The organism is Ruegeria sp. AG1, from assembly GCF_056541705.1.
In genome coordinates, this window is the sequence record NZ_JBQFYU010000005.1 from 78,176 (window position 1) to 105,012 (window position 26,837).

The following is a 26,837-nucleotide window of genomic DNA, read 5'->3' on the forward strand; positions in this document are numbered from 1 at the left end:
ATGGGTAGAATGATTAAAGCGACTGATCCGAATAAGAACCAGAAAGCAGCTGTCAGGTGGCCGACTATTCTATCTTCGTTTTGGGCGAAAGCCAGCTTACGATTTCGGTCGCGCAAGGGCTGGACGGCCTCACCCAGGGCACCGGCATCCATCTGATTGGCGAAACAATCACGATCGACACTCTAGCTGTTACAGAAGTCTTCATCACGGACGCAGGTTCAGACACGAGCTTTGCAGACAATGATGGCAATCAGCGCTTGGACGGTGACCAAACAATTGATGGGACCCTGTTTTCCAGTGGTACGCGGGTTGAGGCCGAATATGGAATTACCCTGACAGATGGAACCAATACCTACCAGGCTGTTGCCTTCAATGTGAATAACTCCTCCCCCGCCTTTGGTACAGTTGAAGGGATAGCTTTCATCGGCGGCCCGGGCGAGTTTCCTCCGTCAGGTATCCCACTGACCGTCGTCAGCACACAAGAGGGTCCGAGCTTTGAATCCTCAGATTATGTGAGCCCCATCTGCTTTTGCCGCGGAACACTCATAGAGACCCCAGAGGGTGCTATCCCGATTGAGAATCTTCAGGTGGGCGACTTGGTCTGGACAAAAGACGACGGGTACCTGCCAGTCACTTGGGTCGGATCCCAAGATGTCATCGCGAGCGGCAGTTTTAGAGCTGTCGAAATCCCCCCCGGCCCATTGCAAAATCCAATTGCGATAAGCGTTTCACAGCAACATCGCCTGCTGATCACGCATCCTGCGGCTGAGCTAATGTTTGGGGCACCGGACGTTTTTATTCCTGCAATCAGCCTTGTTGATGTTGGCCTTGCCCGCTTTTCCGATGCACGCGCCGTTTCCTATCATCACATCTTGTTTGATCGACATAGCATCCTAAAAGCCAACGGGATTGAGTCAGAAAGCATGTTTGTTGCGAAAGCACCTCGGGACGCAGAGCCAGACGCTTTGTTTTTTCAGAATTTCAGCCCCCTAGCGACCGGGCCGATGCAGATCGCGCGAATGCCACTAAGACGTCGTGAGGCCACGGTCTTGCTTTGTGAAGTCCTACGTATTGATCCCAAGCCCCGTTTGATTCATACTCCCTCGCAGATTGAGAGGGGCACAAGATCCCTCCAAGCAGGCAAAAACGAGGCATGAGCATGAAACAGTTCCTCCTAATCGCATTTTGTGCGGCATCGCTGACGGCTATGGCTCCGATTGCAGAGGCATCGCAGATTAAGCGGGCGTGTTTGGCGTCGGATCGTCAGGCGGCGACGCGGGACCGGTGTAGTTGCATCCAGCGCGTGGCAGATCAAGCGTTGACGCGCAGTGATCAGAAGACCGTCTCGAAATGGTTCACAGACCCCCATCAGGCGCAACAATTGAAGATGTCTCAGACTGCACGCGATGACGCGCTGTGGGACCGGTATCAGAACTTTGGCCAGATGGCGCAGGCGATCTGCAGCTAGGCCCTTCTGAAACCTTGACCTGATGCCCGCTGCGCCCCAGAAAAGGCGCAGCGAAAGGTGTATCTTATGGTGATGAAAGGGCTGACCCTGCGGGGCCTTGAGGTGTTCGAGGCGCTGGCCCGGACAGGATCGGTGGCGCAAGCGGCCGAGATCACGGGGCTCAGCCAGCCCTCGGTTTCTCAGCAATTGCGCAATCTGGAAAAGGCCATCGGCACCGATCTGGTGGACCACGGGCGCAGGCCGATGCGGCTGACGCAGGCCGGGCGCAGCTTTCTCACCCGCGCGCAGGCGGTTCTGTCCGAGCTGCAGATGGCCCAGAGCGAGCTGACTGTGATGGATCTTGGCCATCTCACTACGCTGTCCATCGGCTTAATCGACGATTTCGACAACGACCTGACACCGCGGCTTGCGACCCTTCTAGCCGACAGCCTGACGCGCTCGAAATTCAAGCTGATCACCCTGCCCAGCCTTGACCTGTTTTCCGAACTTGAGGCACAGCGCCTGCATATGGCCGTCTCGGCCCATAGCGGCGAGGTACTGGAGGGTGTGGTCGAGTACCCTTTGGTGCAGGACCCCTTCATTCTGGTCGCGCCGAGCAGCGTCGGCAATGGAACCGAGGCCGTCGAGAAGCTGCCTTTCCTGCGATATGCGCGAGAGCAGCTGATCAGCCGTCAGATTGAAAGCCATATCGCCCGACAGCAAATCGAGTTCGAGGAGCGGTTCGAGATCGGCTCACACCTGGCCCTGATGGCGATGGTGGCGCGGGGCTTGGGCTGGGCGATCACCACACCGCTGGGATATATGCGCGCGGCCCGGTTCCACGAGGACCTGCAGGCCCATCCCTGCCCGCTTGGCGCGTTTTCGCGCACGATATCGCTGTTCACCCGCACCGACTGGTCCGATCAGGTTCCGCAAGAGGTTTCGGGCATGATGCGACGGCTGATGCAAAGCCAGATGATCGATCCAGCCATTGCCAAGCTGCCCTGGCTCAGCGGGCAATTGAAGGTGATGGACAGCTAGCCCTCAAGATGCGTGGCAAGCCCTTCAACTGCGGTTTCGATCAGATCCAGCGCGCCGTCGAAATCCCGCGTGTAGTACGGGTCAGGTACGTGATCCGCGCCGGCATGAGGCGCAAAATCAGTCAATAGACGCACTTGGGTCTGATTGCCGACCGGGCGCAGGGCCTCAATATTCGCGATGTTCTCGGCGTCCATTCCAACAATCAGGTCGAACCGCTCGAAATCCTCAACCACGAATTGCCGGGCCCGCAGATCGTCCAGCTTGATATCCCGCGCTTTTGCCGCGGATTGCATCGGGCCATAAGGCGGCTTGCCGATATGCCAGCCTGCCGTCCCGGCGCTGTCGGTTGCGTGATGGGGCGCACGAGCGCGAAAGGCACCCTCGGCCGCAGGAGACCGACAGATATTGCCCAGGCAAACAAAGAGGATACGATGTGTCATGGGCCAATCTGTAGCGCGTGAGGGGCATATGGAAAAGATCGTCATTCTGACCGGGGCCGGGATTTCCGCCGAAAGCGGCCTCAGCACCTTTCGCGATGAGGGCGGCCTATGGGCGCAACACCGGATCGAGGATGTGGCAACGCCCGAAGGTTTCGCCCGCGACCCCGCCTTGGTTCAGGGGTTCTACAACGCCCGCCGCGTGCAGGCCGCCAAGGTGGAACCCAACGCGGCGCATAAGGCGCTGGCCAAGCTGCAACGGGACTTTCCGGGGGACGTTGTGATCGTCACGCAGAATGTAGACGGGCTGCACGAGGCCGGCGGCGCGCAGGATGTGATCCACATGCACGGGAAACTATCCGGCGCGCTCTGCGCATCCTGTGGCCACCGCTGGACAGCACCGCCTGAGATGGAGGTGGGCGAGCCCTGCCCGGCCTGCAACGCCCCCACCGCACGCCCTGACGTGGTCTGGTTTGGAGAAATGCCCTATCATATGGAGGAGATTTTCGATCAACTTGCCTCTGCCACGATCTTCGCTGCGATAGGCACATCAGGCCAGGTCTATCCGGCGGCAGCTTTTGTCCACGAAGCTCAAGCGGTTGGGGCGCGGACAGTTGAAATCAATCTGGAGCCGACAGGCGGTGGCTTCGACGACCATCTTCTGGGCAAAGCGTCCGAAATTGTGCCAAAATGGGTTGATCGCTTACTACAGATCCAAACCTAGTGCGAACGACATAGCGGGACTATCCCGCTCTATTTAAACAAGGTTTTTCAAGAGGCCACAAAATGACCGACCCAAACCCCCAATCCGGTGAGATCCTGGACGATGACAGCATGACCGAGCGTGACAGACTGAGCGCGCAGCTCTCAAGCCTGTGGTGGACGTTCCTGATACGTGGGGTGCTGGCGGGTGCGGTTGGTATCGCTGCGCTGTTCTGGCCCTCGGGCAGCATCGCGCTGTTGCTACGGCTGGTTGGGGCACTGTTGATCATCGACGGCGGGTTGACCCTGTTGGGGGTTGGTCGTCGCGGGCTGTTGGGCGGGGCGGCCATCGGCGCTGTTCTGATCGGCCTGGTCCTACTGATTTGGCCGGAAGGCACCGTCAAGCTGGCCTTCTTCCTGCTGGGCGCCTGGGCATTGATCATTGGCATCGGCTCACTGGCCGCTTCACAACAAATGAGTGAGCGCGACCCTCAACGCGGCTCGATGCGTGGATCGGGGATCGCAGCTTTGATCATCGGTCTGGTCCTGATGATATGGCCAGCCGTTGCATTGATTGCACTGGGATGGGCCATCGCCTTTTCAGCTCTTGCGATTGCAGCCGTGATGTTCTGGCTGGCAAACCGCCTGCACAGCGCAAGCGACCGGGTCGGCATGAAAACCATAAATCGTTAGAACGCCAACATCGGCCTAGGAACGCAAAAGGCCGGGCTACGTGCCCGGCCTTACGCATGGATGACGGCCGCAATGCGGCCCGAAGACAGGCGTTCACCTAGTTCGAATGCGACCCGTGGTTGTCATGGCCGTGCTTGTCCTGGCGTTCCAGATCAACCGGAATCTCAACCACGACCTCACCTGCATTTTCAAAAACCAGCGTAACCGGCAGCATCTTGCCTTGCTCAAACGGGTTCTTCAGCCCCATGAACATCACATGGGCGCCCCCGCGCTTGAGCGTAAAGCTCTCACCCGCTGGAATCACAAAGCCTTCCTCGACATGCACCATCTTGGCCACGCCCGCATCGTCGATCATATGGGTGTGAAGCTCGACCCGAGCCGATACGTCCGAAGCCGCACGGATTAGGCGATCGTCGGTGTCACTGGTGTTCTGTATCACCATAAAGGCCGCGCCCGCCTTGGCCGCCTTACCAGACGACCTCGCATATGCGTCGTCTACAACGATGATATCGGCGGCAAGGGCTGGAACGGCCAATAAGCACCCGGCCAGTGTTGCGAACAGAGTGGATTTGAGGGACATCTCGCCTCTCCTATTTCTTTTGGTCTGACTTGTATCGAAAGGAAATCAGACCGTTGCCGGAGGGGCTCGCGCCGGTTTCCGCGGCAACGGCAGCGCGATCAGGTTTTCATCGCGGCTGAGCGGCTGAACACCACCCATCAGAGGCACATCGGGCATGACCAGAGGATGCGGATTAACCGCCCCCAGCAGAACTAAAGCATAGTCAGGACAATAGTGCGGAGGCGCTGTCGGCTGCCCGTCCGCATCCATATAGACAACAATGGGTCCTGTGCCCGTACACAGCACCATCTGGCCTACGGCGCGGTCAACTCCGCGCGAAACGGCCAATCCCTGCCCTGTCAGAACAACCAACAGGCACATCACAAAAGGCAGGATTCGAGGCACGAAACGTTTCATTCGGCCTCGATATAGGCCGCTGAGCTAACGGGCTTCAAGCGCCAAACCGTCGCGCCCGAAATCGCTTCAGTATTCCAGGCCGCGCCGCTTTACTGTTCCCTTTGTGAGGCTGGTATGAGACCGGTTCACCCGGCGCTGCATCCGGGAACATGCGGAAATTGTCTTACTTGCCAGCTTACTCAGCAAAAGAAAGAAATAAAAACTCTTAAATGACATTGGACAACACTCGTTGTTGATGAACCAATAATGGCAAAAGTAGGGCGACCTGGTCTGTGAACAAGATCACTCAAGAGGATTTTGTTTCCTAAATCTTCACAGTTCCCACCAATCATTTCCAAACAAAAAGCCCCGAACCACTAAGGTTCGAGGCTTTGAAATTTTAGTAAGTGTAAGGACTTAGGCCGCGGCTTGTGCCTTGGCGATTTCCTTTTTCACTTTCAGAGCGTTTGCCGACAGCTCTTCGTCCTTGGCTTTCGCCAGGAACGCGTCCAGACCACCACGGTGGTCGACCGAGCGCAGGGCGGCCGCCGAGATGCGCAGCTTGACGCCGCGACCCAGGGTCTCGGACTGCAGGGTAACGTCGTTCAGGTTCGGCAGAAAACGACGACGAGTTCTGTTTTTGGCGTGGCTGACATTGTTGCCAGTCATCGGGCCTTTTCCGGTCAGTTCGCAACGGCGCGACATGGTTTCTTCCTTTGTTTCTGGAGGCCCGGCAAAATGCCTGCGGCCAAATCACAAGGGGCACAACCCGAAGTCGCGCCCGAAAACTGGTTGGATGCGTGTAGTGGGAATCGCTGGAAGGGTCAAGACACGGCGGACGAATTCTTTTCCGAAACCTCTTGCAACCGAACGGCCCGCCGGACCGTGCCTGTGGCACGCGTATTTTGGAAAAGGTGAAAGCACCTTTAGACCAGACTCGCCAGCATTTTCTCGGCCGCGGCGGCAGGGCTGAGGCGACCTTGGGATACCTCGGCATCAAGCTGCGCCATCTGCGCCTTGGCCTGCGCCGTTTCTAGGCGTGCAAGTAGCGAATGCCGCACCTCCTGATCGAACCAGTAGCGGGCTTGTGCGGCGCGATTGGATTGCCAGTGCCCCGCCTCTCGCCGCCAGTCCGTCAAGGCCTGAATCTCCACCCATGCTTTGTCCAGCCCATGTTCCTCAACCGCTGAGACAGCCATGGCCTTCGGGAAACCTTCGGGGTCCTGAGGCCGCTTGCGCAAAAGGCGCAGGGCACCAGCGTAGTCGGCGCAGGTGCGGGTTGCGGTTGCCTTAAGGTCTCCGTCGGCCTTGTTGATCAGGATGATGTCGGCCATTTCCATGATACCGCGCTTCACGCCTTGCAACTCATCCCCGCCTGCCGGGGCCAGCAGCAGCAGGAACAGGTCCGACAGCTCCGAAACCACGGTTTCTGACTGGCCGACGCCCACGGTTTCGATCAAGACGACGTCGTAGCCCGCTGCCTCGCACAGGGCGATGGCTTCGCGGGTTCGGCGGGCGACGCCGCCAAGGTGGCTCTGGCTTGGGGACGGGCGGATAAAGGCGTTTTTCTCGCGGCTCAGACGCTCCATCCGGGTTTTGTCGCCCAGAATGGACCCACCCGAGCGGGCCGAGCTTGGATCCACAGCCAGAACTGCAACGCGCAGCCCCTGCCCAATCAGCATCATGCCGAAGCTTTCGATGAAGGTGGACTTGCCGACACCCGGCGTACCCGACAGGCCGATCCGCAGGGATTGCCGCCCGGACTGCGCCAGATGGGACAGCAACTCGGTCGCTTGCGCCCGGTGATCTTCGCGCTGGCTTTCGACCAAGGTAATCGCACGCGCCAAGGCCCGACGCTCGCCCTGCAATATCCTGTCGCCCAAGTCAGCTATGTCCATCCGTCCGGTCCCTTTAGAATCCGCCCTAGATGAATGTGCGGCGCGGGGTTTGTCCAGAGGCCCTGCGGGATTAACTGCGCTGCTTCTGGACGTCGGGTCCCGCTTTGGCGATAAGGCCGCATGAGCCGTTTGCCGATAGATGACGCCCTTCCTGACTTGCTGGAGGCCCTGAGAGCCCGTGGTCGTGCCGTGCTGCAGGCCCCGCCGGGTGCGGGCAAAACGACACGGGTGCCTCTGGCGATGCTAGAGGCCGGAATATGCGCCGGTCGGATTGTGATGTTGGAGCCCCGGCGGCTGGCCGCCCGCGCCGCAGCCGAACGGATGGCCGAGACGCTGGGCGAACGCGCCGGGCAAAGGGTAGGTTACCGCGTCCGGGGTGATGCGAAAGTGTCGAAATCCACCCGGATCGAGGTGGTCACCGAAGGCATCCTAACCCGCATGTTGCAATCTGAGCCCGACCTACCCGGCGTAGGTGCAGTGATTTTCGATGAGTTCCACGAACGCTCTCTGAACGCCGATCTGGGGCTGGCGCTGTGTCTTGAGGTGACCGGAGCCCTGCGCGATGATCTGATCCTATTGGCCATGTCTGCGACGCTGGATGCAGACCCCGTGGGGAGGTTGATGAAGGCCCCGCTGGTGACCTCGGAAGGTCGCAGCTATCCGGTTGAAACGCGATGGTTGGAGAAACCACTGGGTGCGCAGGCCCGGCGGCTGGATGCGCTGATTGATCTGGTCGTTAGGGCGGAGCGGGACAGCCAGGCCATCGGTGGCGGTATCCTCGTGTTCCTCCCAGGCGAGGGTGAGATCCGCCGCGCAGAAAGCGCACTGTCCGGGCGACTGCCACAGGATTGCGTTGTGCGCCCTCTCTTTGGGGCCATGCCCTTTGCCGCCCAGCGCGCGGCCATTGCGCCGGTTGAGAGCGGGCGGAAGGTGGTACTGGCAACCTCGATTGCCGAAACCTCGCTGACGATTCCCGATATCCGCGTCGTGGTCGATGTGGGACAGGCACGGCGGGCGCGGTTCGATCCTGGCTCGGGCATGTCGCGGCTGGTGACGGAACGAGTCACGCGCGCTGAAGCAACCCAGCGCGCTGGTCGGGCGGGTCGGGTTTCAGACGGGCTGTGCTATCGGTTGTGGTCGAAGGGCGAAGAGGGCGCATTGGCCGCCTATCCGCCTGCCGAGATTGAGGCCGCCGACCTGACCGGGCTTGCGCTGGAACTGGCGCTCTGGGGGGCCGAAGCCGGTGATCTGGCATTTCTGACGGCTCCGCCCGAGGGCGCTCTGGCCGAGGCGCAGGCGCTGCTGACCCTACTGGGCGCTCTGGATGACAAGGGGCGGATCACGGATCATGGGCGAGCGCTGGCTGCCCTACCCCTACATCCCCGCTTGGGTCATATGTTGGTTACGACGGGGGCGCAGGCAGCCCCTCTGGCCGCACTGATGGCGGAACGTGACCCACTGAAGGGCGCCCCGGTTGACCTGTCCTTGCGGCTTGAGGCACTGCGCGACGCCCGTGCGTTTCAGCGCAACCGGGTCTGGCAGGTCAATATGGGCGTGTTGGACCGGGTCAAGGCCGAGGCCAAACGGCTGCGGGCGCAGGCCGAAACTGAGGCGGAAAACCTAAGCCCCGCGTCAATAGCGGCACTGGCCTATCCAGACCGCATTGGCCAAAGGCGCAAGGGCGAGGCACCGCGCTATGTGTTGTCCGGCGGTAAGGGCGTTGTGCTGGACAGTGGCGATACGCTGGCAGGCGCGCCCTATTTGGTGGTCATAGATACGGACGGTAATCCGCGCGAGGCAAAGGCTCGCATGGCTGTACAAATCAGCGACGGCGAAATCCGAGACCTGTTTGCAGATCAGATCGGATGGGAGACTAGCTGCGTCTGGTCAAAACGCGACCGACGGGTCGTTGCACGACGGCAAGAACGCCTCGGCGCAATCACGCTAGAGGACCGGATCTGGAAAGACGTTCCCGAAGACGCGATCGCCCGCGCCATGCTGGACGGCGTGCGCGATCTGGGGCTGAGGTTGGAAGGCGCAGCCGCCCGGCTGGCGGCGCGGGTTGAACTGGTGCGCGCTGATGGGGTCGACCTGCCCGACTTCTCGGACCAAGGGCTGATCGACACGCTGGAAGGTTGGCTGCTTCCCATGCTCTCGGGTGTACGCAGTGCAGAGGACTGGAAGCGCTTTGACCTGCTGCCCGCGCTGCGGGCCCGTCTGGACTGGGCGCAGACGCAAGAGCTGGACCGCCGTGCGCCGGGATCCTTCGTCACCCCGCTGGGCCGCAAGGTTCCCATCGACTACGGCGGCGATGCCCCTGAAATCTCGGTGCGTCTACAAGAGCTGTTCGGTGTCACGCGCCATCCGGTGGTCGGAGGCACTCCGCTGAAGATCACCCTGCTGTCACCCGCGCAACGCCCGATCCAGATCACCCGCGACCTGCCGGGGTTCTGGGCTGGCTCTTACGCGGATGTACGCAAGGACATGCGCGCGCAATACCCCAAACACCCCTGGCCCGAAGATCCAACACAGGCCGATCCGACGTTGCGAGCCAAACGAAGGCCCGGCTGAGGCATCAGCAAGCGCCGGATTTTGTCTAATTACCCCCAAATTGCGACAAAATTGCCGCCAAACCCCTAAGAAAAGCCGTTTTTTCGGGGTTACGTTGCATTCATCTATTCCGACGACTATCTGAACATGCATTGAGGTAAAATGTTTTCCGAGCGGCAGAACAATGAAAGCGCAGTTGCAGAGAATCTGGGATGAGGTCGGACGACCTATGATACAGCGACCTAAGCGCGTGCAGGTGGCCGCCCTCTGTACGCGTCAGACCAAATCAGGCCACGAGGTTCTTTTGGTGACCAGCCGCGATACCGGGCGCTGGATCATTCCCAAAGGCTGGCCGATCGACGGACTGGACGGTGCCGGAACTGCCCTGCAAGAGGCCTGGGAAGAGGCCGGCGTGCGCGAGGCCAAAGCCAAAAAAGAGCCGGTGGGTCACTTCACCTATGACAAGGTCCTCAAAGACGGCTCGATCGAAGCGGTGTTGACCAGCGTGTACCATCTGCGCGTGACGAAACTGCTGGATGACTTCCCCGAAGCAGATCAGCGGCAGCGGAGCTGGGTGACGCCGAAGATTGCCGCTGAACGAGTTGATGAGCCCGAACTCAAGGCCCTGCTAAGGCATCTTTAAAGGTCAAGTGGCGTCATGGTTGCCCTCAGGTCGCTAAACCTGTAGGGACCGGCGTCAATCTTTTTGGACCTTATCACACCCATGTCGAACACGAACTCCAAACCGCGCTGGAAAGCGCTGGATAGCGACCTGCATCGCATCTCGCGGGTCGAGACAGCAAATGCGCATGTCGCCCGCCCCTTGCTGGCGCCGGGCATCGCGCTGGCCTTCATGGCACTGGCCGGGCTGACGGCGGCGGTTCTGTTTGGGCAGGCGGATGGTGGCGTGATCGTCGTCGCAGCGGCGGCGTTCGGGGCCTATATGGCAATCAATATCGGCGCCAATGACGTGGCCAACAACATGGGCCCGGCCGTGGGTGCAAATGCCCTGACCATGGGCGGCGCGATTGCCATCGCGGCCATTGCCGAAAGCGCAGGCGCGTTGCTGGCAGGCGGTGATGTGGTCTCAACCATCTCCAAGGGGATCATTGATCCGGCCTCGGTCCAGAACAGTAATGTGTTCATCTGGGCGATGATGGCGGCACTGATCTCCTCGGCCATGTGGGTCAATCTTGCGACCTGGCTGGGCGCGCCTGTTTCGACCACCCATTCCGTCGTGGGCGGAGTCATGGGTGCTGGCGTCGCCGCGGCAGGGCTGAGCGCGGTCAGTTGGGGCACAATGGGAGCCATCGCGGCCAGTTGGGTGATCTCTCCGGTTCTCGGCGGCGTGATTGCGGCAGTGTTTCTGGCGCTGATCAAGGCCAAAATCCAGTATCAGGATGACAAGATTGCAGCCGCGCAGCGCTGGGTCCCGATCCTTGTGGGGCTGATGGCCGGTGCGTTCGCCACCTATCTAGCGGTGAAGGGGCTGAAGAAGATCGTTGCGATTGATCTGAACACAGCTGTTCTGCTCGGTTTGGCCGCCGGTCTGCTGGCATGGGCGTTGACGGTGCCTTGGGTGCGCCGTCGCTCGCAAGGGCTGGAGAACCGCACGCGGTCGCTGAAAACCCTGTTCGGGTTGCCTCTGGTGATTTCTGCGACCTTCCTCAGCTTTGCGCATGGAGCCAATGACGTGGCGAATGCGGTTGGCCCTCTGGCCGCTATCGTGCACGCAGCCGAGTTCGGAGATTTCGCCGCCAAAGTCACCATTCCCACATGGGTCATGGTTATCGGAGCCTTTGGGATTTCTTTCGGCCTGTTCCTTTTCGGGCCTAAACTGATCCGAATGGTGGGCAGTCAAATCACCAAGCTGAACCCGATGCGCGCTTTCTGCGTCGCTCTGTCTGCCGCCATCACCGTAATCCTAGCAAGTTGGCTGGGCCTACCAGTCAGCTCGACCCATATCACGGTGGGCGCCGTTTTTGGCGTTGGCTTCTATCGTGAATGGCATTCCGACCGACGCTGGGCACACTCCAACCGCCAACGCCCGCCCGAGCAGCGACTGGCACGGGAAGAGCATCAGCGACGCAAGCTGGTTCGCCGCTCGCATTTCATGACGATCGTGGCCGCTTGGGTCGTGACCGTTCCGGCAGCGGCTGTGTTGTCCGCCGTGATATTTTGGATGCTGACCGCATTTGGGTAAGCTGGGGATTTGCGAGGCTCTGCCTCGCGCTCCGGGATATTTTTAGCCAGATGAAGAGCGGATCAGGGTCTGATCTGGGCAGGCCGCATGGGTTCTGTGGGGGTTGCACGGATCAATTCGGCAACCCGGCTGTTTATCGGGGTTGGTCTGTTTAGGGACTCGCCTAGGCGGATGATTTCGCCTTGCAGGCTGTCGATTTCCGTGGGGCGGCCGGCGCTGAGGTCATAGGCCATCGAGGTTCGCGCACTGGGGTCGATGGTCAGCATTTTAGACGCGATGCGCTTGAAAAGAGGTGTCGGCAGGCGCAGGACATGCGGCGTCATCCACGCGGGCAGCGGCGTGGTCGAGGTAACCGGGTGACCGGCGGCTTTAAGAACTGAAAGCGCCTCGGTCATCTGATCTGCCATCAGGCGACGCCAATTGCGGTCCGTCAGTTGTTCGACCAACGTAAGGCCAGATAGGGCATTCAGCGCGTTGTTGAGGTTGATGACGAGCTTGCCCCACTGAATGGCCTCGATCTGGTCGCTCTCGGTGATTGGAAGCTGGGCACTGGTCAGCTGTTCGGCCAAAGACCCTGGGCCCGCTTGTATGACGATATCCCCGGACGTGGCGCGGTGATAGGTGGCCGGTCGGTTTGGAACCACGTTGAAAGGCACCATCCCCGCGCGAACATCGTGGTTAGGCAATGCGGCGCGCAGGGTTCGGGCGTTCTCCATCCCGTTTTGCCACGAAAGGACCGGGGTCGACTGCGACGCATGCGAAGCGATCAGTGTAGCCATTTCTTCGGTTGCGCCGGATTTCACGGTGACGATGATCAGATCGGCATTGGCCAGACAGCTGGGATTTTCGCTGAGCGTCAGCGATGCTGCCGAAATCGTAAGAGTGAGACCCGAGAAATCGGTGACCGTCAGTCCCTGCTCTCGGATCGGGTCCAAGACGCGGGCGCGGCCGAGCAGAGTGACCGTATGCCCGGCGTCAACCAGCAACGCGCCGCAATAGCAACCGATACTGCCCGCTCCTGCAATGACAATCTTCATGGCGATCCCTCCGTTGCGGGAAGGATCACCGGGTTGGCGCGTCGGGGCAAGCCCAGCGCGAGGTAACGTGGCGTTCAGCGGGCCAGTCTGGGTTTAGTGCGCTCCAGTTCTGGCGAGATTGGAATGAACTCCTGATCATCGCCGGGGGGCAAGTGGAAGGCTCCGTTCGCCCAGTCGGCGTTCTTCCATTCGCGCGTCGCGTGCTCGATCTTTTCCTTCGACGAGGACACGAAATTCCACCAGATATATCTCTCTTCATTGAGGGTCGCGCCGCCGAGCAACATAAGCCGCGCCCCCATTGGCCCGGCCGTGACCGAGAGCTTGTCGCCCGGACGGAAAACCATCATGCGACCGGCTTCGAATTTATCGCCCGCAATCTCGACGGAGCCTTCGGTGACATAGACGCCCCGATCCTCATGGTCATCCGGCAGTGGGAATGATGCCCCAGAATCCAGTTCGACATCCAGATAGAAAGTCTCGGACAGCATGGTAACCGGGCTTGTCTCACCATAGGCCGAGCCGAGGATCAGGCGGGCGCTGACGCCTTTGTCCTGAATATGGGGCAGCGCGCCTTGTTTGTGATGCTCGAAATCCGGTGCCATATCCTCATGCGCTTCGGGCAAGGCGATCCAGGTCTGGATACCGAAAAGCTTGTTTTCGCGGGCGCGTGTTGCGGCACTTGTGCGTTCAGAATGGGTCACGCCGCGACCGGCGACCATCCAGTTGACCTCACCGGGGTAGATCATTTGGTGCGTACCCAGACTGTCTCGATGTTCGAACTCGCCCTGATACAGATAGGTCACGGTCCCCAGCCCGATGTGAGGATGCGGGCGGACATCGATGCCGCCTTCGGTGATGAACTCGGCTGGACCCATCTGATCGAAGAAGATGAACGGTCCGACCAGCTGGCGTTCGACCGATGGCAGCGCCCGGCGCACTTCGAACCCACCCAGATCGCGAGCACGTGGGATGATCAACGTCTCAAGCGCCGGGTTTTCCGTGACGCAGTCGGGGGTGTGAGTCGGGTTCCAGCTCATGCCTGATCTCCTTTGGTCGGACGGGCTAACTTTCTAACGTTCCTGGATGCACTGTAGCGCAGATTTCACGACATGTATCGCGCAAATATGCACATACTTGGTGCGGCATCTGGTTCGTTGAAGCTCGGTGGGCCATGCACCCTCACATAGCCGTGAACATTAAATCGTCCACGCTTGGACGGCGCGCGCTCGGTTTTCCAAACAAGCGTGCTATATTTTGGAATAGGCGAACCCGGCCTGTCAGGTCGGGGTAGAATGTGGGCCACATGACAGGAGAGTTTCCATGACGCGCCTTCAAATAACCCGCCGGTCTTTAATTGTTGCCGGCATTGGCACCCTCGCGACAGGTCTATCGGGCGGAGCGCATGCCAGCGGGCTTGCTGCGACCCAGTCTATGCGCGGTGGGTCCAACAATTATCGCCCCGGCGCGCCGGTCGTCGACAGGATCGGTGGCGGAGGGTTCTGGATGACAGGCTCCGTGCGACGCGCCGGAGACGGAGCGCCCCTGCCCGGTCAACGTATCCAGATCTGGGCGCACACGACCGAAGGGCACGAGCGCGATCTTCACAGTCACGGAGCTACCTTGACCGACGCTAATGGTGAGTTTCGGCTGGAAATGCCCCAGATCGTGCCTGCCTTCGGCCAACCGCATGGGCATCTGGCCTATGACAGCGGTGAGTTCCAGACGGTGTTCCTGCGGCCTGTGATGTCTAGCGCGAAAGACAAGACGCTGGCCGCACATTTCGTGCTACAACCTGCCTGAACCACGTGATCCGCAGCGCTCTGATTTGGCTGGGGATTGGGGCGGCGTTGCTTGTTCCGTTGATCACGGCCGCAACCAGCCCTTACTTGGCTTGGCGTGACCCCATCTACATCCTGGCAGGGTTTGCCGGGGTTCTGAGCCTTGGGTTGCTTTTGCTGCAACCTCTGCTGGCGGCCAGAATCTTGCCGGGACTTTCCCCAATGACCAGCCGTCGCGCGCATAGATGGGTCGGGATTGCGTTGATCCTGGCGATCTTTATCCATGTTGGCAGCCTTTGGATTACCAGCCCTCCCGATGTGGTGGATGCGTTGCTCTTCGTATCAGCGACCCCGTTTTCGGCCTGGGGAGTGATCGCGATGTGGGCGGCTTTTATCGCGGCGTTTTTGGGTATCTATCGACAACGCATGGCCTTGCGGTTTCGCGTCTGGCGGTTAACCCATACGACCCTGGCTTCTGCGACGATCGTCGGCAGCGTTGTGCATGCCATGCTGATCGAGGGCACGATGGAGATCATTACCAAGACCGCCCTCTGCGTTTTGGTGCTATTAGCGAGCGGGCGGGCGCTCGCCAAACTGCGTGTTTGGGACGTGAGGAGACGGGCTTAAACGCCCAGACACCACCGCATCACTGCCTTTTGCGCATGAAGGCGGTTCTCGGCCTCATCAAAGATCACGGAGTTCGGGCCGTCCATCACCTCGGAGGTCGCTTCTTCCTCGCGGTGGGCGGGCAGGCAGTGCATGAACAGTGCATCCGGCTTGGCATGGGACATCAGCTCGGTATTGACCTGATACGGGCGCAGCATGTTGTGGCGACGCTCTTTCGCGGATTGGCTGTCATGCATCGAAACCCAGGTGTCGGCAACCAGTAAATCCGCGCCCTCAACGGCCTTGTAGGGATCACGTTCAACGACGATTTGCGAGCCCTTCTGACGGGCAAACCCCATGAATTCTTCCTCGGGGTCAAACTGTGCCGGGCCGGTGAACGTAAGGTCAAAGCCGAACTGCCCTGCCGCGTGAAGGAACGAGGCGCATACATTGTTGCCGTCACCGGTCCAGACCACCTTTTTACCCGCAATCGGGCCGCGGTGTTCTTCGTAGGTCAGGATATCGGCCATGATCTGGCAGGGATGGGTGCGGTCGGTCAGGCCGTTGATCACAGGCACGTCCGAGTATTCGGCCATCTCGGTCAAGACGGTCTCGTCAAAGGTGCGGATCATGATCATATCCACATAGCGTGACAGGACACGGGCTGTGTCGGCGATGGTTTCGCCATGGCCAAGTTGCATGTCCTTGCCAGACAGAACCATCGTCTGACCGCCCATCTGACGAACACCGACATCAAAGGACACGCGCGTCCGGGTCGAGGGTTTTTCGAAGATCAGCGCAACCATATGGTCTTTGAGCGGCTGTTCATCATCCAGCGCGGCTTTTGGCCGTCCAAGGCGGGCCTTTTTCATCGCACCCGCTTGATCAATCATGTTGCGCAGGTCGGCTGCGCCGGTTTTGTGGATATCAAGGAAATGGTTCATATCGTTTCGCTTTTGGCTATCAACGGTCGGGGGCGCTGCCCCCGAGGTATTTGTGAACAGGAGAAGGATCAGGCGGTGGCCAGGTTGGCTTCGATTTGCGCTGCGGCCTTGTCGAGGCGGATCATCGCCTGGGCAATATCGTCTTCGGTCAGGGTCAGTGGCGGCAGCAGGCGAATGACGTTGTCGGCAGCGGGAACCGTGATGACCTCGTTATCATAGCCCGCGTTGACCACTTCGATATTTGTCGCTTTGCACTTCAGACCCAGCATCAGGCCGGCGCCTCGCACCTCTTCGAAGACATCCGGGTGGTCGGCCACCAGGCCTTCGAGCTTTTGGCGCAACAGGCCTGCCTTGCGGTTAACACCTTCGAGGAAGGCAGGCGTGGCGATCTGGTCGATCACGGCGCAGCCAACGGCGCAACCGAGCGGATTCCCCCCATAGGTCGAACCATGAGTGCCTGCGGTCATGCCACTGGCGGCCTCTTCCGTTGCCAGCACCGCGCCCAGAGGGAAGCCTCCGCCGATGCCTTTGGCGACCATCATGATATCCGGTGTGATACCCGCCCATTCATGGGCAAAAAGCTTGCCAGTCCGGCCCACGCCACACTGGACCTCGTCAAGGATCAACAACAGGCCGTGTTCGTCGCATATCTGACGCAAGGCCTTGAGTTCGGCGTCGGGAACGGGGCGAATGCCGCCCTCGCCCTGCACCGGCTCGATCATGATTGCCGCTGTTTTTTCGGTAATCGCGTTGGTGATGCCGTCCAGATCTCCGAAAGTTAAATGCACGAAGCCAGGCAACAAAGGGCCGAAGCCTTTGGTCATCTTCTCGGACCCGGCGGCGGCGATACCAGCCGAAGACCGTCCGTGGAACGAGCCATCGAAGGTGATGATCTCGACCTTCTCGGGCTGGCCTTTGTCATAGAAGTACTTGCGGGCCATTTTTACGGCCAGTTCGCAGGACTCGGTGCCCGAGTTGGCAAAGAACACCGTGTCCGCAAAAGTATGTTCCACCAGCTTGTCGGCCAGCGCCTGCTGCTGCGGAATGTGGTAAAGGTTCGAGACATGCCACAGCGCATGCGCCTGCTCGGTCAGCGCGTTTACAAGCGCCGGATGCGCGTGGCCCAGCGCGTTCACCGCGATGCCCGCTCCGAGGTCCAGAAAACGTCGGCCATCCGCCTCGGTCAGCCAGGCGCCTTCGCCCTTCACGAAAGTCAGGGGCGCACGGTTATAGGTCGGCAGAACGGACGGGATCATCGGATCATCCTTTTAAGATAGCTTAAGCCCTGTGAGTGATACACCGGGGCCATGGTCGTCAACTGATTTGGTGGAGAATGCGCGGATTTGGTCAGCGCAAATAGATCAAACGGGCCGGTTATGCGGTCAGGCGTCGGCGTCGAAGGCGCAGGATATGTGCGGTTTTGATCATGGCGGCTCGTATAGCGAGGTTCGATCTGTCTGGGAAGACCAATAATTGGAAAGCCCTGAAATTTCACAATGAGATGAGAAGCCGCTATTTCACGCTTGCTATTTCAATTCCTGTGGCGCACCGCTTGGCCATGACACCTACGCCCCAGAACCCGCCGCTTGCGGCCCTGTTGATCTTTGCCGCCAGCGCCCTGCTGGCAGGGACAACATTGCTGGCCAAAGCGTTGGGGACAGACACGCTTGGCCCTGCGTTGCATCCGATGCAGATCAGCCACGGGCGGTTTCTGTTTGCTTTTGTCGTGATCGTGACCGCCACAGCTGTTCTGCGCCCGGCGCTGAGGCGCCCTCATTGGGGGCTGCATATCGGCCGCACCAGTTTCGGATGGCTGGGGATCACGCTGATGTTTGCATCCGTTGCTTACATCCCGATCGCGGACGCCACGGCGATTTCCTTCTTGAACCCGGTTTTTGCGATGGTTCTGGCCATCCCGCTGCTAAAAGAAGGTGTCGGCCCTTGGCGTTGGCTGGCCGCAGCGGTGGCTTTGATCGGGGCACTGATTCTCTTGCGCCCGACGCCTGCCAGTTTCCAACCAGCCGCCCTATTGGCCCTGACGGCGGCCGCGGTGATCGGGATGGAGCTGATTTTCATCAAAAAACTCTCAGGCCGCGAGATTCCGATCCAGATTCTGTTGGTGAACAACGGATTGGGTCTATCCATCGCCTCGGTCGCGGTGATCGCAGTATGGCAGGCGCCGACCCCTGCACAATGGGCAGCTTTGGCCGGAATCGGGGGGTTGATGGCCTGCGCGCAGGCCTGTTTCGTAAACGGAATGGCCCGTGCCGATGCCTCGTTCGTTGCGCCCATCAGCTATGCCACATTGATCTTCGCGGCGTTCTACGACTTTGCGATCTTTAGCGTGATCCCAGATCGGATCAGCATCATCGGCTCATCCATCATCCTGACAGGCGCGCTGATTCTGGTCTGGCGCGAAACCATTCACCGTCAGGCCTTGAGCCGGTAGCCCGTCCGCAACATCTGCCAGGTCACCGCACCAACGAACAGAGTCGCCCCAGTGCACACCGCCATTCCCAGCCAAGGTGAGCTATCGGAGACGCCGATCATCCCAAAGCGCAGACCGTCGATCAGATAGAAAACTGGGTTCAAGTGGCTGAGTTTGTTCAGTACAGGCGGCAGCGCCTCGACCGAGTAGAAGGTACCCGACAGGAAGGCCAAAGGCGTGACGATGAAGTTGGTGATCGCCGCCATCTGGTCGAATTTATTGGCGAAAATCCCCGCAAACAGGCCCAACGCGCCCATGAAAGCGCCGCCCAGAATGACGAAGATCAGGGTGATGAACAGGTTCTGCGGCGCAATCGACAGAAACACCAGAAACGCGAGGGCCACGACACAAGCGATCAGAACGCCGCGCGCAATGCCGCCTGCCAAATAGCCAAGCAGGATCTCTAGCGGGGACAGCGGCGGCATAAGGGTATCCACGATGTTCCCCTGAACTTTCGAGATCACCATCGAGGACGAGGTATTGGCGAAGGCATTCTGGATCACCGTCATCATCATGATACCGGGCGCCAGAAAGATCAGAAACGGCACACCCATAACGTCAGGCCGGCTTGGACCGATGGCAATGGTGAAGATCAACAGGAACAATCCAGCCGTCACCAGCGGGGCCAGCAGGGTCTGGGTCCACACCGCCATAAAGCGCAGGGTTTCGCGTTTGGCCAGCGTGTAGAGGCCCATCCAATTGACCGCGCCAAACCGGCGCGCGTCCTGATCCATAAGATTCTGCATGAGAGCCTCTTAACTGATTCGAAGACCGCTTGTAACTCGGCCCGCAGTGATTAGAATAGGGCGCTGAGACGAATTCCCAAGGCGGCCCGAATCCGGGGCCGCTTTCCGCTTTTGAAAGGCAACCGATGTCCTGGACTGACGAGCGCGTAGAACTGCTGAAGAAAATGTGGGGCGAGGGCCAGTCGGCCAGCCAGATCGCCAAGGAACTGGGCGGCGTGACCCGCAACGCGGTGATCGGCAAGGTCCACCGTCTGGGCCTGTCCAACCGCGCAACCGGAGCAACGCCCGCCAAGGCTGAGCCAAAAGAAAAACCGGCACCCGCGCCCAAGGCCGAGGCGAAACCAAAGCCCGCCCCCAAGACCGAACCCGCGCGTCCCGCCCCCGCCCCGGCAGCCGAAGCGAAACCTGCGGTTCCCGCCCGCCGTCAGATCATCCCGGCCGGTCAACCTCTGCCCCCGCAGCCTTCGGCGAATGAGATCAGCCCCGAGGCACTGGCCAAGGTCAACGAGGTTGAGAAGAAAGCCAAAAAGCTGACGCTGATGGAGCTGACCGAAAAGACCTGCAAATGGCCCGTCGGCGACCCCGCGACCGAGGATTTCTGGTTCTGCGGCCTGCCGGTTGAAGCGGGCAAGCCCTACTGCGAGGCGCATGTCGGCGTGGCCTTCCAACCCATGAGCTCGCGCCGCGACCGTCGGCGGTGATTGGGAACGCCAGAACCATATTTCTATTCTGGAATGTGGGAAGGGTACGGGGTTTCTCCGAGCCTCTTATCAGAAGAGTTGCGAAGTCAGAACAACGCTAGGCGTAACGGGCGCTTTCAAAAACACCCTCGCAGCTTTCTGCAAAGGTGTTTTAGATCGGGGCGTCGGATGTGCGGGCAAAGCCGACCTCAGAACTTCCAATTCTTTGGGGTGATCCGACGCCTTATTCACTCTTGGAAGGGAATGCTTGTATAAGCTCCGACTTCGTCATTTCCTGTGCGTTCGTTGAATGCCCTGATCATTTCGTTTGTAGCTTCAGCTGCTCCGATATCCATGCTCTCGAGATCAAATTCGGAGAACGGGAACTCTGCAGCTGAGTCAGGCGGTTGCTTGGGCATTTGTACTGGTGCCGGGAAAGACTCTTCATTGGGCACTCCTTGACGAGTACGAATACTATCTTTGGTTACATTCCAGGTCATAAAATCAGCCGCCAAATCCAATGGCCCATCATATGTCTCTCGGATTGCTGAATAGACGGCCAGCGCAATGTCATGATCGTTTTGGAAGTGGTAGCAAACCGCCAATCTTGGTTCCGTTTCGGACATAATCTTGCCGAATGCTTGCGCGGAAGTGTGCCCTTGAGAACCAACAAATATTGCTTCGGAAGGGGCAAACCCATATTTCTCGATCATGAAATCTGGAGGGGTGAAGCATTCATGAATTGCAAGGTCCGCACCTACCGCATGCTCTCTCCACCATCGCGTAGGTAGCGTGTCGGATGAAAAAGCAAACTTCAGACCGTTCCATTCAAGTAGAAAACTAACTGATTGTTCACCATGTATGGCTGGCAGGGTTCTGACCTGAACACCGTTTTCGTCAAAAATGACGTTATTTACGATTTTCCAATCGAATTCGTTAACCTCAAGTTGCAGCCCTCTGGGGTCGACCGCCGCCCCACGAGTGGCTTCTTCCCATGCCCACATTTTCTTCATGTGATCTGCCCAAGACTTTGTTCCCCACTCAGGCTTGATGCCTTCGGGCCCCCAAAGGCGAACAGGCGTTAGGCGGTTGTTTACGGGACCGGTGAAGTAAAAGGCTGGAAAATCGCCAGCATGATCTAGGTGCAGGTGACCCAAGAAGACTTTATCCAGCTGATCCAGTGGAATCCCAAGCGCCATGATCCTTTCAAAGGATCCCTCTCCCATATCGAAGATAAACTTTTCGCCATTTCCCAATTCAACTAAGAAACATGCCGCAGCTTGTTTCAGACGCGGCTGAGGCATACCGGTGCCACAGGCGACAACTCGCATTTCGTCAGGACCCAGAGCCTCGGTTCCTGGATAATAAACAGTTTAGTTAGGAAACGGTTCCGTCCTAGACCACTCGGTTGGATCATTACTTTGCGCGCCTAAAGTATTCGCCGAGGCCAAAAAAAACGAAGATATTAACGCCAAAATACAGTTTCTGTTTTGGGCGGAAAAAGCCATTGCAATTGCCTCCGATTAGGACCACCGGGAATTTTCAATAGTTTGAAGCCGACTCATAATAAGATTGCAGATTTTGAATTCGTCTGGCAAGGCTTCAAGAAATCGGCGGATTTAGGGTAGGGCTTTCATTAAATTTCGGTTGCTGCATTGGGCTCGAACCTGACATTGAAGTGTCAGTGATCTTGGAGCCGCGGGCACATGATCGGCATTTTACTGCGCCGGATGGGATGGTAGGTCTGGTTCAGGTTGCCACCCAGGCACATCCTCGGGCGCGACCGAGGCGTGGAGGTGTTCGGACTGGTCCTTGCCCACTATCCGTCTTTTGCGCAGAAGAAAAATCTTGCCCCACCCGCGCCACGTTCCAACCGACGCCCCCTGAGCATTGGTCGGAAAACGAGCGCGCCATCCCTCCGGCAGCTGCAGCCCATGCCGCTCGGCCTTGTCCAGCATCCAGATGAGAGAGATGTTGCTGAGGGCGCGTGCTTCTTCATAGCCGTTCAACTGACCACCCACATCGCCATGGGTGCCCCGGAACCAGACCTGTTCAACATGGCCTTTGAACTCTGGTGTGCATTTCCACAGGACAGGTTCATAGACCTCGCGGGTCTCATTCAAGGCCATCGCGTGATATCCGTGGCGGATCGCGCGGCCCAGTTGATGATTGTGGAAGGCGTGCTTTTCCTCGGCCCAGCGCCACAGCAGCGGCAGGCGCAGACCCAGCGCTTTGACCGTGTCCCACACCCCGACCATCTCAATTGCCACATCCTCATGGCAAAATTTGCGGCGGAAATCGCGGGCCGCCGTGCCACTCGGGTTGCATTCATAGTGGCGGTAGGCCTGCTTGATGTTCCGCTCGGTCGCGTGTTCCGCCTTCAGCAGGCCGATCATGTCGATCACGCCCGCAAGGCTGCGAACACCGTAGGCCCCACGGGAATATCCTATAAAGTAAATCCGGTCTCCGGGTTTGTAGCGCGAGGCCAGATAGCCATAGGCACGACGGATCTGCCGATTGATCCCCCGCCCCATCATCACATCGAGCGAAGACTTCCAGCTTTCCCACTGCACGCCAGCCTCATAAAATACGGAAACCTGAGGCCCCATTTCCTGACACAGGCGAAACGTCTGCCCGGCATGGGTTTCGAGGCCGGGTTCCAGCGTCGACATGGTTCCGTCCAGAATGACAACATGGCTGATCGGCTCACGGTGCAGCGCTTCGGCGGAATGCTCAGAGCGTAAGGGCCGCCCGAGCCATCCAAGTACCTTTCTGCTTAACCGTGACAGAATCATATCTCAGCCACTCCTGTACTCTTCGAGGGTGCGCGCGCGTCTCAGCATTGCGCCGCGCTGGCCTTCACGGTGCATCGGCAACTGAGGCCCATGCGCCCATATCCCGCCTCCGTTCGACCGCCGGCCCATCACTTGCCCGCGCACCGGTAGGGGCGAGGTATACTCAAGGATGGGTATCATCAGCATGCCGCACAAGAGATCCAACGAAACCGTGAGACGTTGAAGCATAGCTGCAAGCCTAAGCGGGCATTTGGGCATCATCATGACCAAGGCGTGCGGCATGCGTGACCTCATCGTTAATGCCACCATATGTCTGAATATATTACGAAAGCTCAAACGCATTGCAAAATTCCCGAAACCGTCTGACGACAGATCACGAAACGAGCAGTGAAGCCGCATCTTATCGGGTCGCACCGTCTCGTGACTGCACGCTACAAGTGTAGCTGAACAACCCACTGGCCGTCTGTGGCCTGGTTCACGGTCCCGGCGGATCGAATGCCTTGTGGATTTGAGCGCAAAGCCTTCCCCTTTTGCCATCCTTTCGCTATTGCACGCACTAACCCAAGATTGATGACGCAGGACGCACCCCATGGCGATGGAAAAGACATTCAACGCGGCCGAGGCCGAGGCCCGCATCTACGAGGCCTGGGAACAGGCCGGAGCCTTCAAGGCAGGCGCGAATAAGTCGCGTGACGAGAGCTTTACCATTATGATCCCGCCGCCCAACGTGACAGGTGCTTTGCACGTGGGCCACGCGTTCAACAACACGCTGCAGGACATCCTGATCCGTTGGCACCGGATGCGTGGCTTCGACACGCTCTGGCAGCCCGGCCAGGACCACGCAGGCATCGCCACACAGATGCAGGTGGAAAAGATGCTGGCCGCCACACAGCAACCGGGTCGGCGCGAGTTGGGTCGCGAGAAATTCCTTGAGAAAGTCTGGGAATGGAAGGGCGAATACGGCGGCACGATCATCGAGCAGCTGAAACGTCTCGGTTCCTCCTGCGACTGGTCGCGCAACGCGTTTACTATGGCGGGAGCGGCAGGCGATCCGCGCACTGGCCATGAGAACTCGGCCAATTTCCACGATGCCGTGATCAAGGTTTTCGTCGACATGTACGAAAAGGGCCTGATCTATCGCGGCAAGCGCCTGGTCAACTGGGACCCGCATTTCGAGACCGCGATCTCGGACCTCGAAGTCGAGAATATCGAAGTCGCGGGCCACATGTGGCACTTCAAATACCCGTTGGCCAGGGGCGAGACCTATACCTATGTCGAGAAGGACGAGGACGGGAGTATCGTGCTTGAGGAAGAGCGCGACTATATCTCGATCGCCACGACCCGACCTGAGACCATGCTGGGCGACGGCGCGGTCGCGGTTCATCCCTCGGATGAGCGGTATGCGCCCATCGTGGGCAAGCTCTGCGAAATCCCGGTTGGTCCGAAAGAGCATCGCCGTCAGATTCCGATCATCACCGATGAGTATCCGGACCCCGATTTCGGCTCGGGCGCGGTGAAGATCACCGGCGCGCATGACTTCAACGACAACATGGTCGCCAAGCGCGGCGGCATCCCGATGTACCGCCTGATGGACACCAAAGGCGCGATGCGGGCCGATGGTGCGCCATACGCGGAAGAAGCGGACAAGGCGCAGGAATACGCACGTGGCAAAGACTTCACTGAGAACGAGATCGACGCGATCAACCTGATCCCCGATCACCTGCGCGGCCTCGATCGGTTCGAAGCGCGCGCGAAGGTGGTTGAAGAGATCACTGCGGACGGTCTAGCCGTTATGACCCGCGCGGATGATCCGCGTCTGGGTTCAACCGCTCTGAAGCCCGATCATGAGGGCGCGGACAAGCTGGTCCCTCTGGTCGAGAGCAAACCGATCATGCAGCCGTTTGGCGACCGCTCTAAAGTCGTCATCGAGCCGATGTTCACTGACCAGTGGTTTGTCGACGCGGCCAAAGTCGTCGGCCCTGCGCTGGATGCGGTCAAGGACGGTACAGTCAAGATCATCCCCGAGTCGGGCGAGAAAACCTATTACCACTGGCTGGAAAACATCGAGCCCTGGTGCATCTCGCGTCAGCTGTGGTGGGGGCATCAGATTCCGGTTTGGTATGGCCTCGATCTCTCGGCTGAGAACTTCAAGGACGACGAAAACGACGGCGACCTTGATCTGGTCGAATTGGGCCGTTTGCTGAACGAAGGCGGCATGTTGCATCGTGGCAATGTCATGGAATGCGCTGCTAGCCTTGAAGCTGTCACCGAGAAATTCCTCGACGACAACGCAAACATTCCCAGCCCTCTGAGCCACGCGACGGTTGTCGAAGTCGCTGACAAGCAGGAAGCGATACATCAGTTCGCTGAAAGCCTTGCTCAATACGCGGTCGAACAAGACCCGACCAAGCTGGTCTATCCGGTCTGGCGCGACCCCGACGTCCTCGACACCTGGTTCTCTTCCGGCCTTTGGCCCATTGGAACACTGGGCTGGCCTGAACAGACAGAAGAACTGGAGCGCTATTTCCCGACGGACGTTCTGGTTACTGGTTTCGACATCCTGTTCTTCTGGGTCGCCCGGATGATGATGATGCAACTGGCCGTCGTCGATCAGATCCCGTTCCACACGGTCTACCTGCACCAGCTCGTCCGCGACGAGAAGGGCAAGAAGATGTCCAAGACCACCGGCAACGTCATTGACCCGCTGGAGATCGTGGACGAATTCGGTGCCGACGCGCTGCGCTTCACCAACGCCTCGATGGCGGCAATCGGCGGTGTGCTGAAACTGTCCCGCGAGCGCATCACCGGCTATCGGAACTTCGGCACCAAGCTTTGGAATGCCGTCCGCTTTGCTGAGATGAACGAGGTCTTCACCGACGACGTCCCGCAACTGGATGTGGCTGACCTGCAGCCCAAGGCGGCCGTCAACCGCTGGATCATCGGTGAAACTGCCCGCGTGCGGGAAGAGGTCGATGCTGCGCTGGAAAGCTATCGTTTCAACGATGCTGCGAATGGGCTTTATGCCTTTGTCTGGGGCAAAGTCTGCGATTGGTATGTGGAGCTGTCAAAACCACTGCTGCAAGGCGACGACACCGAGGCACAGGCCGAGACCCGCACCACCATGCGCTGGGTTTTGGATCAGTGCATGGTCCTGCTACACCCGATCATGCCTTTCATCACCGAAGAGCTTTGGGCGCTGACCGGCACGCGGCCCAAGATGGTTGTCCACGCCGACTGGCCGACCTACGCCGCTGCCGAACTGATCGACGCTGACGCGGATCGCGAAATGAACTGGGTGATCTCGGTGATCGAAAACACCCGCTCGGCCCGTGCGCAGATGCGGGTTCCGGCTGGCCTCTACGTGCCGATGCTGGTGACCGAGATCGACGATCACGGCCAAGCCGCATGGGACCGCAACGAAGCGCTGATCAAGCGTCTGGCCCGGATCGACAGCCTGACCAAGGCAGACGAACTGCCCAAAGGCACCATCTCGATTGCTGCTCCGGGCGCGAGCTTTGGCCTGCCGCTGGCCGACATCATCGACATCGGCGCCGAGAAGGAGCGGTTGGAGAAAGCCAAGGGCAAACTGGCCAAAGAACTCGGCGGTTTGCGTGGGCGTCTGAATAACCCCAAATTCGTGGCTTCGGCCCCGGAGGAGGTGGTGGAAGAAGCCAAAGCCAACCTCGCTGCGCGCGAAGAAGAAGAGACCAAGCTGAACGAAGCCCTCGCTCGTCTGGCCGAACTCGCCTGATCTTCTTCTCGTTCCAAGTACGGAAATCCCGACCTCATCACCCGAGCCGGTGGTGAGGTTTTTCTTTACCTTCAGAGCTTTCCCCT

The 26,837-nt window shown here is 59.3% G+C and carries 25 protein-coding genes and 1 pseudogene; 13 read left to right on the forward strand and 13 right to left on the reverse strand.

Annotation, left to right across the window (positions count from 1 at the left end):
- The first annotated feature begins 56 nt into the window (after positions 1-56).
- The 3 genes from ACR0B5_RS08705 to ACR0B5_RS08715 all read left to right on the forward strand — a co-directional run bounded on the left by ACR0B5_RS08705 (position 57) and on the right by ACR0B5_RS08715 (position 2,488).
- Positions 57-1,157 carry a Hint domain-containing protein gene (locus tag ACR0B5_RS08705; protein ID WP_480539965.1) on the forward strand — a complete coding sequence of 367 codons (1,101 nt, stop codon included), beginning with the start codon at positions 57-59 and terminating at the stop codon, positions 1,155-1,157.
- A 2-nt stretch (positions 1,158-1,159) separates the two neighbouring features.
- The gene (locus ACR0B5_RS08710) at positions 1,160-1,468 is read left to right on the forward strand and encodes a hypothetical protein (protein ID WP_480539967.1); all 309 of its coding nucleotides are present in this window, start codon (positions 1,160-1,162) and stop codon (positions 1,466-1,468) included.
- Positions 1,469-1,534: 66 nt separating this feature from the next.
- The gene (locus tag ACR0B5_RS08715) at positions 1,535-2,488 is read left to right on the forward strand and encodes a LysR family transcriptional regulator (RefSeq protein ID WP_480525234.1); all 954 of its coding nucleotides are present in this window, start codon (positions 1,535-1,537) and stop codon (positions 2,486-2,488) included.
- Here ACR0B5_RS08715 and ACR0B5_RS08720 read toward each other — a convergent pair.
- Positions 2,485-2,928 (reverse strand): low molecular weight protein-tyrosine-phosphatase, encoded by a 444-nt coding sequence (locus ACR0B5_RS08720; protein ID WP_170377955.1) that lies wholly within the window; start codon positions 2,926-2,928, stop codon positions 2,485-2,487. The two genes, ACR0B5_RS08715 and ACR0B5_RS08720, sit on opposite strands and share 4 nt — an antisense overlap.
- A 28-nt stretch (positions 2,929-2,956) precedes the next feature.
- Between ACR0B5_RS08720 and ACR0B5_RS08725 the strand changes: the two genes are divergently transcribed.
- Positions 2,957-3,649 (forward strand): NAD-dependent deacylase, encoded by a 693-nt coding sequence (locus ACR0B5_RS08725; protein WP_480540219.1) that lies wholly within the window; start codon positions 2,957-2,959, stop codon positions 3,647-3,649.
- A gap of 62 nt (positions 3,650-3,711) precedes the next feature.
- The gene (locus ACR0B5_RS08730) at positions 3,712-4,320 is read left to right on the forward strand and encodes an HdeD family acid-resistance protein (RefSeq protein ID WP_480539969.1); all 609 of its coding nucleotides are present in this window, start codon (positions 3,712-3,714) and stop codon (positions 4,318-4,320) included.
- Positions 4,321-4,417: 97 nt separating this feature from the next.
- Here the strand turns inward: ACR0B5_RS08730 and ACR0B5_RS08735 are convergent, their stop codons facing one another.
- The 4 genes from ACR0B5_RS08735 to meaB all read right to left on the reverse strand — a co-directional run bounded on the left by ACR0B5_RS08735 (position 4,418) and on the right by meaB (position 7,173).
- Positions 4,418-4,900 carry a copper chaperone PCu(A)C gene (locus ACR0B5_RS08735; protein WP_480539971.1) on the reverse strand — a complete coding sequence of 161 codons (483 nt, stop codon included), beginning with the start codon at positions 4,898-4,900 and terminating at the stop codon, positions 4,418-4,420.
- A 45-nt stretch (positions 4,901-4,945) separates the two neighbouring features.
- The gene (locus tag ACR0B5_RS08740) at positions 4,946-5,296 is read right to left on the reverse strand and encodes a hypothetical protein (protein WP_480539972.1); all 351 of its coding nucleotides are present in this window, start codon (positions 5,294-5,296) and stop codon (positions 4,946-4,948) included.
- A 396-nt stretch (positions 5,297-5,692) separates the two neighbouring features.
- Positions 5,693-5,980, reverse strand: coding sequence for a 50S ribosomal protein L28 (gene rpmB / locus ACR0B5_RS08745; protein ID WP_085794823.1), 288 nt, complete (start codon positions 5,978-5,980; stop codon positions 5,693-5,695).
- A 221-nt stretch (positions 5,981-6,201) separates the two neighbouring features.
- Entirely contained in the window at positions 6,202-7,173 is a 972-nt protein-coding gene (meaB, locus tag ACR0B5_RS08750; protein ID WP_480539975.1) for a methylmalonyl Co-A mutase-associated GTPase MeaB, read from the reverse strand.
- A gap of 120 nt (positions 7,174-7,293) precedes the next feature.
- On the opposite strand from meaB, the gene hrpB reads away from it, so the two are divergent.
- The 3 genes from hrpB to ACR0B5_RS08765 all read left to right on the forward strand — a co-directional run bounded on the left by hrpB (position 7,294) and on the right by ACR0B5_RS08765 (position 11,926).
- Positions 7,294-9,744 (forward strand): ATP-dependent helicase HrpB, encoded by a 2,451-nt coding sequence (hrpB, locus tag ACR0B5_RS08755; protein WP_480539976.1) that lies wholly within the window; start codon positions 7,294-7,296, stop codon positions 9,742-9,744.
- 163 nt (positions 9,745-9,907) lie between these two features.
- The gene (locus ACR0B5_RS08760) at positions 9,908-10,366 is read left to right on the forward strand and encodes an NUDIX hydrolase (RefSeq protein ID WP_170377943.1); all 459 of its coding nucleotides are present in this window, start codon (positions 9,908-9,910) and stop codon (positions 10,364-10,366) included.
- Positions 10,367-10,447: 81 nt separating this feature from the next.
- Positions 10,448-11,926, forward strand: coding sequence for an inorganic phosphate transporter (locus tag ACR0B5_RS08765; protein ID WP_480539978.1), 1,479 nt, complete (start codon positions 10,448-10,450; stop codon positions 11,924-11,926).
- A 62-nt stretch (positions 11,927-11,988) separates the two neighbouring features.
- On the opposite strand, the gene ACR0B5_RS08770 is transcribed toward ACR0B5_RS08765, so the two are convergent.
- Positions 11,989-12,963 carry a 2-dehydropantoate 2-reductase gene (locus tag ACR0B5_RS08770; protein WP_480539980.1) on the reverse strand — a complete coding sequence of 325 codons (975 nt, stop codon included), beginning with the start codon at positions 12,961-12,963 and terminating at the stop codon, positions 11,989-11,991.
- Between the two features lie 74 nt (positions 12,964-13,037).
- Positions 13,038-14,000: a pirin family protein gene (locus tag ACR0B5_RS08775; protein ID WP_480539982.1), complete on the reverse strand. Its 963-nt coding sequence runs from the start codon at positions 13,998-14,000 to the stop codon at positions 13,038-13,040.
- A 283-nt stretch (positions 14,001-14,283) separates the two neighbouring features.
- Between ACR0B5_RS08775 and ACR0B5_RS08780 the strand changes: the two genes are divergently transcribed.
- Both ACR0B5_RS08780 and ACR0B5_RS08785 read left to right on the forward strand, forming a co-directional pair.
- On the forward strand, positions 14,284-14,763 hold the full coding sequence (locus ACR0B5_RS08780) for a peptidase associated/transthyretin-like domain-containing protein (protein WP_425083831.1): 480 nt from the start codon (positions 14,284-14,286) through the stop codon (positions 14,761-14,763).
- An 8-nt stretch (positions 14,764-14,771) separates the two neighbouring features.
- On the forward strand, positions 14,772-15,368 hold the full coding sequence (locus tag ACR0B5_RS08785) for a ferric reductase-like transmembrane domain-containing protein (RefSeq protein WP_480540220.1): 597 nt from the start codon (positions 14,772-14,774) through the stop codon (positions 15,366-15,368).
- Here the strand turns inward: ACR0B5_RS08785 and argF are convergent.
- Positions 15,365-16,291 (reverse strand): ornithine carbamoyltransferase, encoded by a 927-nt coding sequence (argF, locus tag ACR0B5_RS08790; RefSeq protein ID WP_480539984.1) that lies wholly within the window; start codon positions 16,289-16,291, stop codon positions 15,365-15,367. The genes ACR0B5_RS08785 and argF overlap by 4 nt on opposite strands.
- A 68-nt stretch (positions 16,292-16,359) precedes the next feature.
- Positions 16,360-17,547: an acetylornithine transaminase gene (locus tag ACR0B5_RS08795; protein ID WP_480539986.1), complete on the reverse strand. Its 1,188-nt coding sequence runs from the start codon at positions 17,545-17,547 to the stop codon at positions 16,360-16,362.
- A 302-nt stretch (positions 17,548-17,849) separates the two neighbouring features.
- On the opposite strand from ACR0B5_RS08795, the gene ACR0B5_RS08800 reads away from it, so the two are divergent.
- Positions 17,850-18,740: a DMT family transporter gene (locus ACR0B5_RS08800; protein WP_480539988.1), complete on the forward strand. Its 891-nt coding sequence runs from the start codon at positions 17,850-17,852 to the stop codon at positions 18,738-18,740.
- Here ACR0B5_RS08800 and ACR0B5_RS08805 read toward each other — a convergent pair.
- Positions 18,722-19,525, reverse strand: coding sequence for an ABC transporter permease (locus ACR0B5_RS08805; RefSeq protein ID WP_170462123.1), 804 nt, complete (start codon positions 19,523-19,525; stop codon positions 18,722-18,724). The two genes, ACR0B5_RS08800 and ACR0B5_RS08805, sit on opposite strands and share 19 nt — an antisense overlap.
- 125 nt (positions 19,526-19,650) lie before the next feature.
- On the opposite strand from ACR0B5_RS08805, the gene ACR0B5_RS08810 reads away from it, so the two are divergent.
- A complete protein-coding gene (locus ACR0B5_RS08810; protein WP_170377923.1) occupies positions 19,651-20,226 on the forward strand; it encodes a GcrA family cell cycle regulator in 576 nt (191 codons plus the stop codon).
- 227 nt (positions 20,227-20,453) lie between these two features.
- Here ACR0B5_RS08810 and gntH read toward each other — a convergent pair.
- The 3 genes and pseudogenes from gntH to ACR0B5_RS08825 all read right to left on the reverse strand — a co-directional run.
- Positions 20,454-21,560 (reverse strand): annotated as a pseudogene (gntH, locus tag ACR0B5_RS08815) (guanitoxin biosynthesis MBL fold metallo-hydrolase GntH); the annotation flags it as partial.
- A gap of 363 nt (positions 21,561-21,923) precedes the next feature.
- The gene (locus ACR0B5_RS08820) at positions 21,924-23,000 is read right to left on the reverse strand and encodes a T6SS phospholipase effector Tle1-like catalytic domain-containing protein (RefSeq protein ID WP_170766120.1); all 1,077 of its coding nucleotides are present in this window, start codon (positions 22,998-23,000) and stop codon (positions 21,924-21,926) included.
- A 3-nt stretch (positions 23,001-23,003) separates the two neighbouring features.
- Positions 23,004-23,228, reverse strand: coding sequence for a hypothetical protein (locus ACR0B5_RS08825; RefSeq protein WP_480539991.1), 225 nt, complete (start codon positions 23,226-23,228; stop codon positions 23,004-23,006).
- A gap of 361 nt (positions 23,229-23,589) precedes the next feature.
- Between ACR0B5_RS08825 and ACR0B5_RS08830 the strand changes: the two genes are divergently transcribed.
- Positions 23,590-26,751 carry a valine--tRNA ligase gene (locus ACR0B5_RS08830; protein WP_480539993.1) on the forward strand — a complete coding sequence of 1,054 codons (3,162 nt, stop codon included), beginning with the start codon at positions 23,590-23,592 and terminating at the stop codon, positions 26,749-26,751.
- Positions 26,752-26,837: the final 86 nt, after the last annotated feature.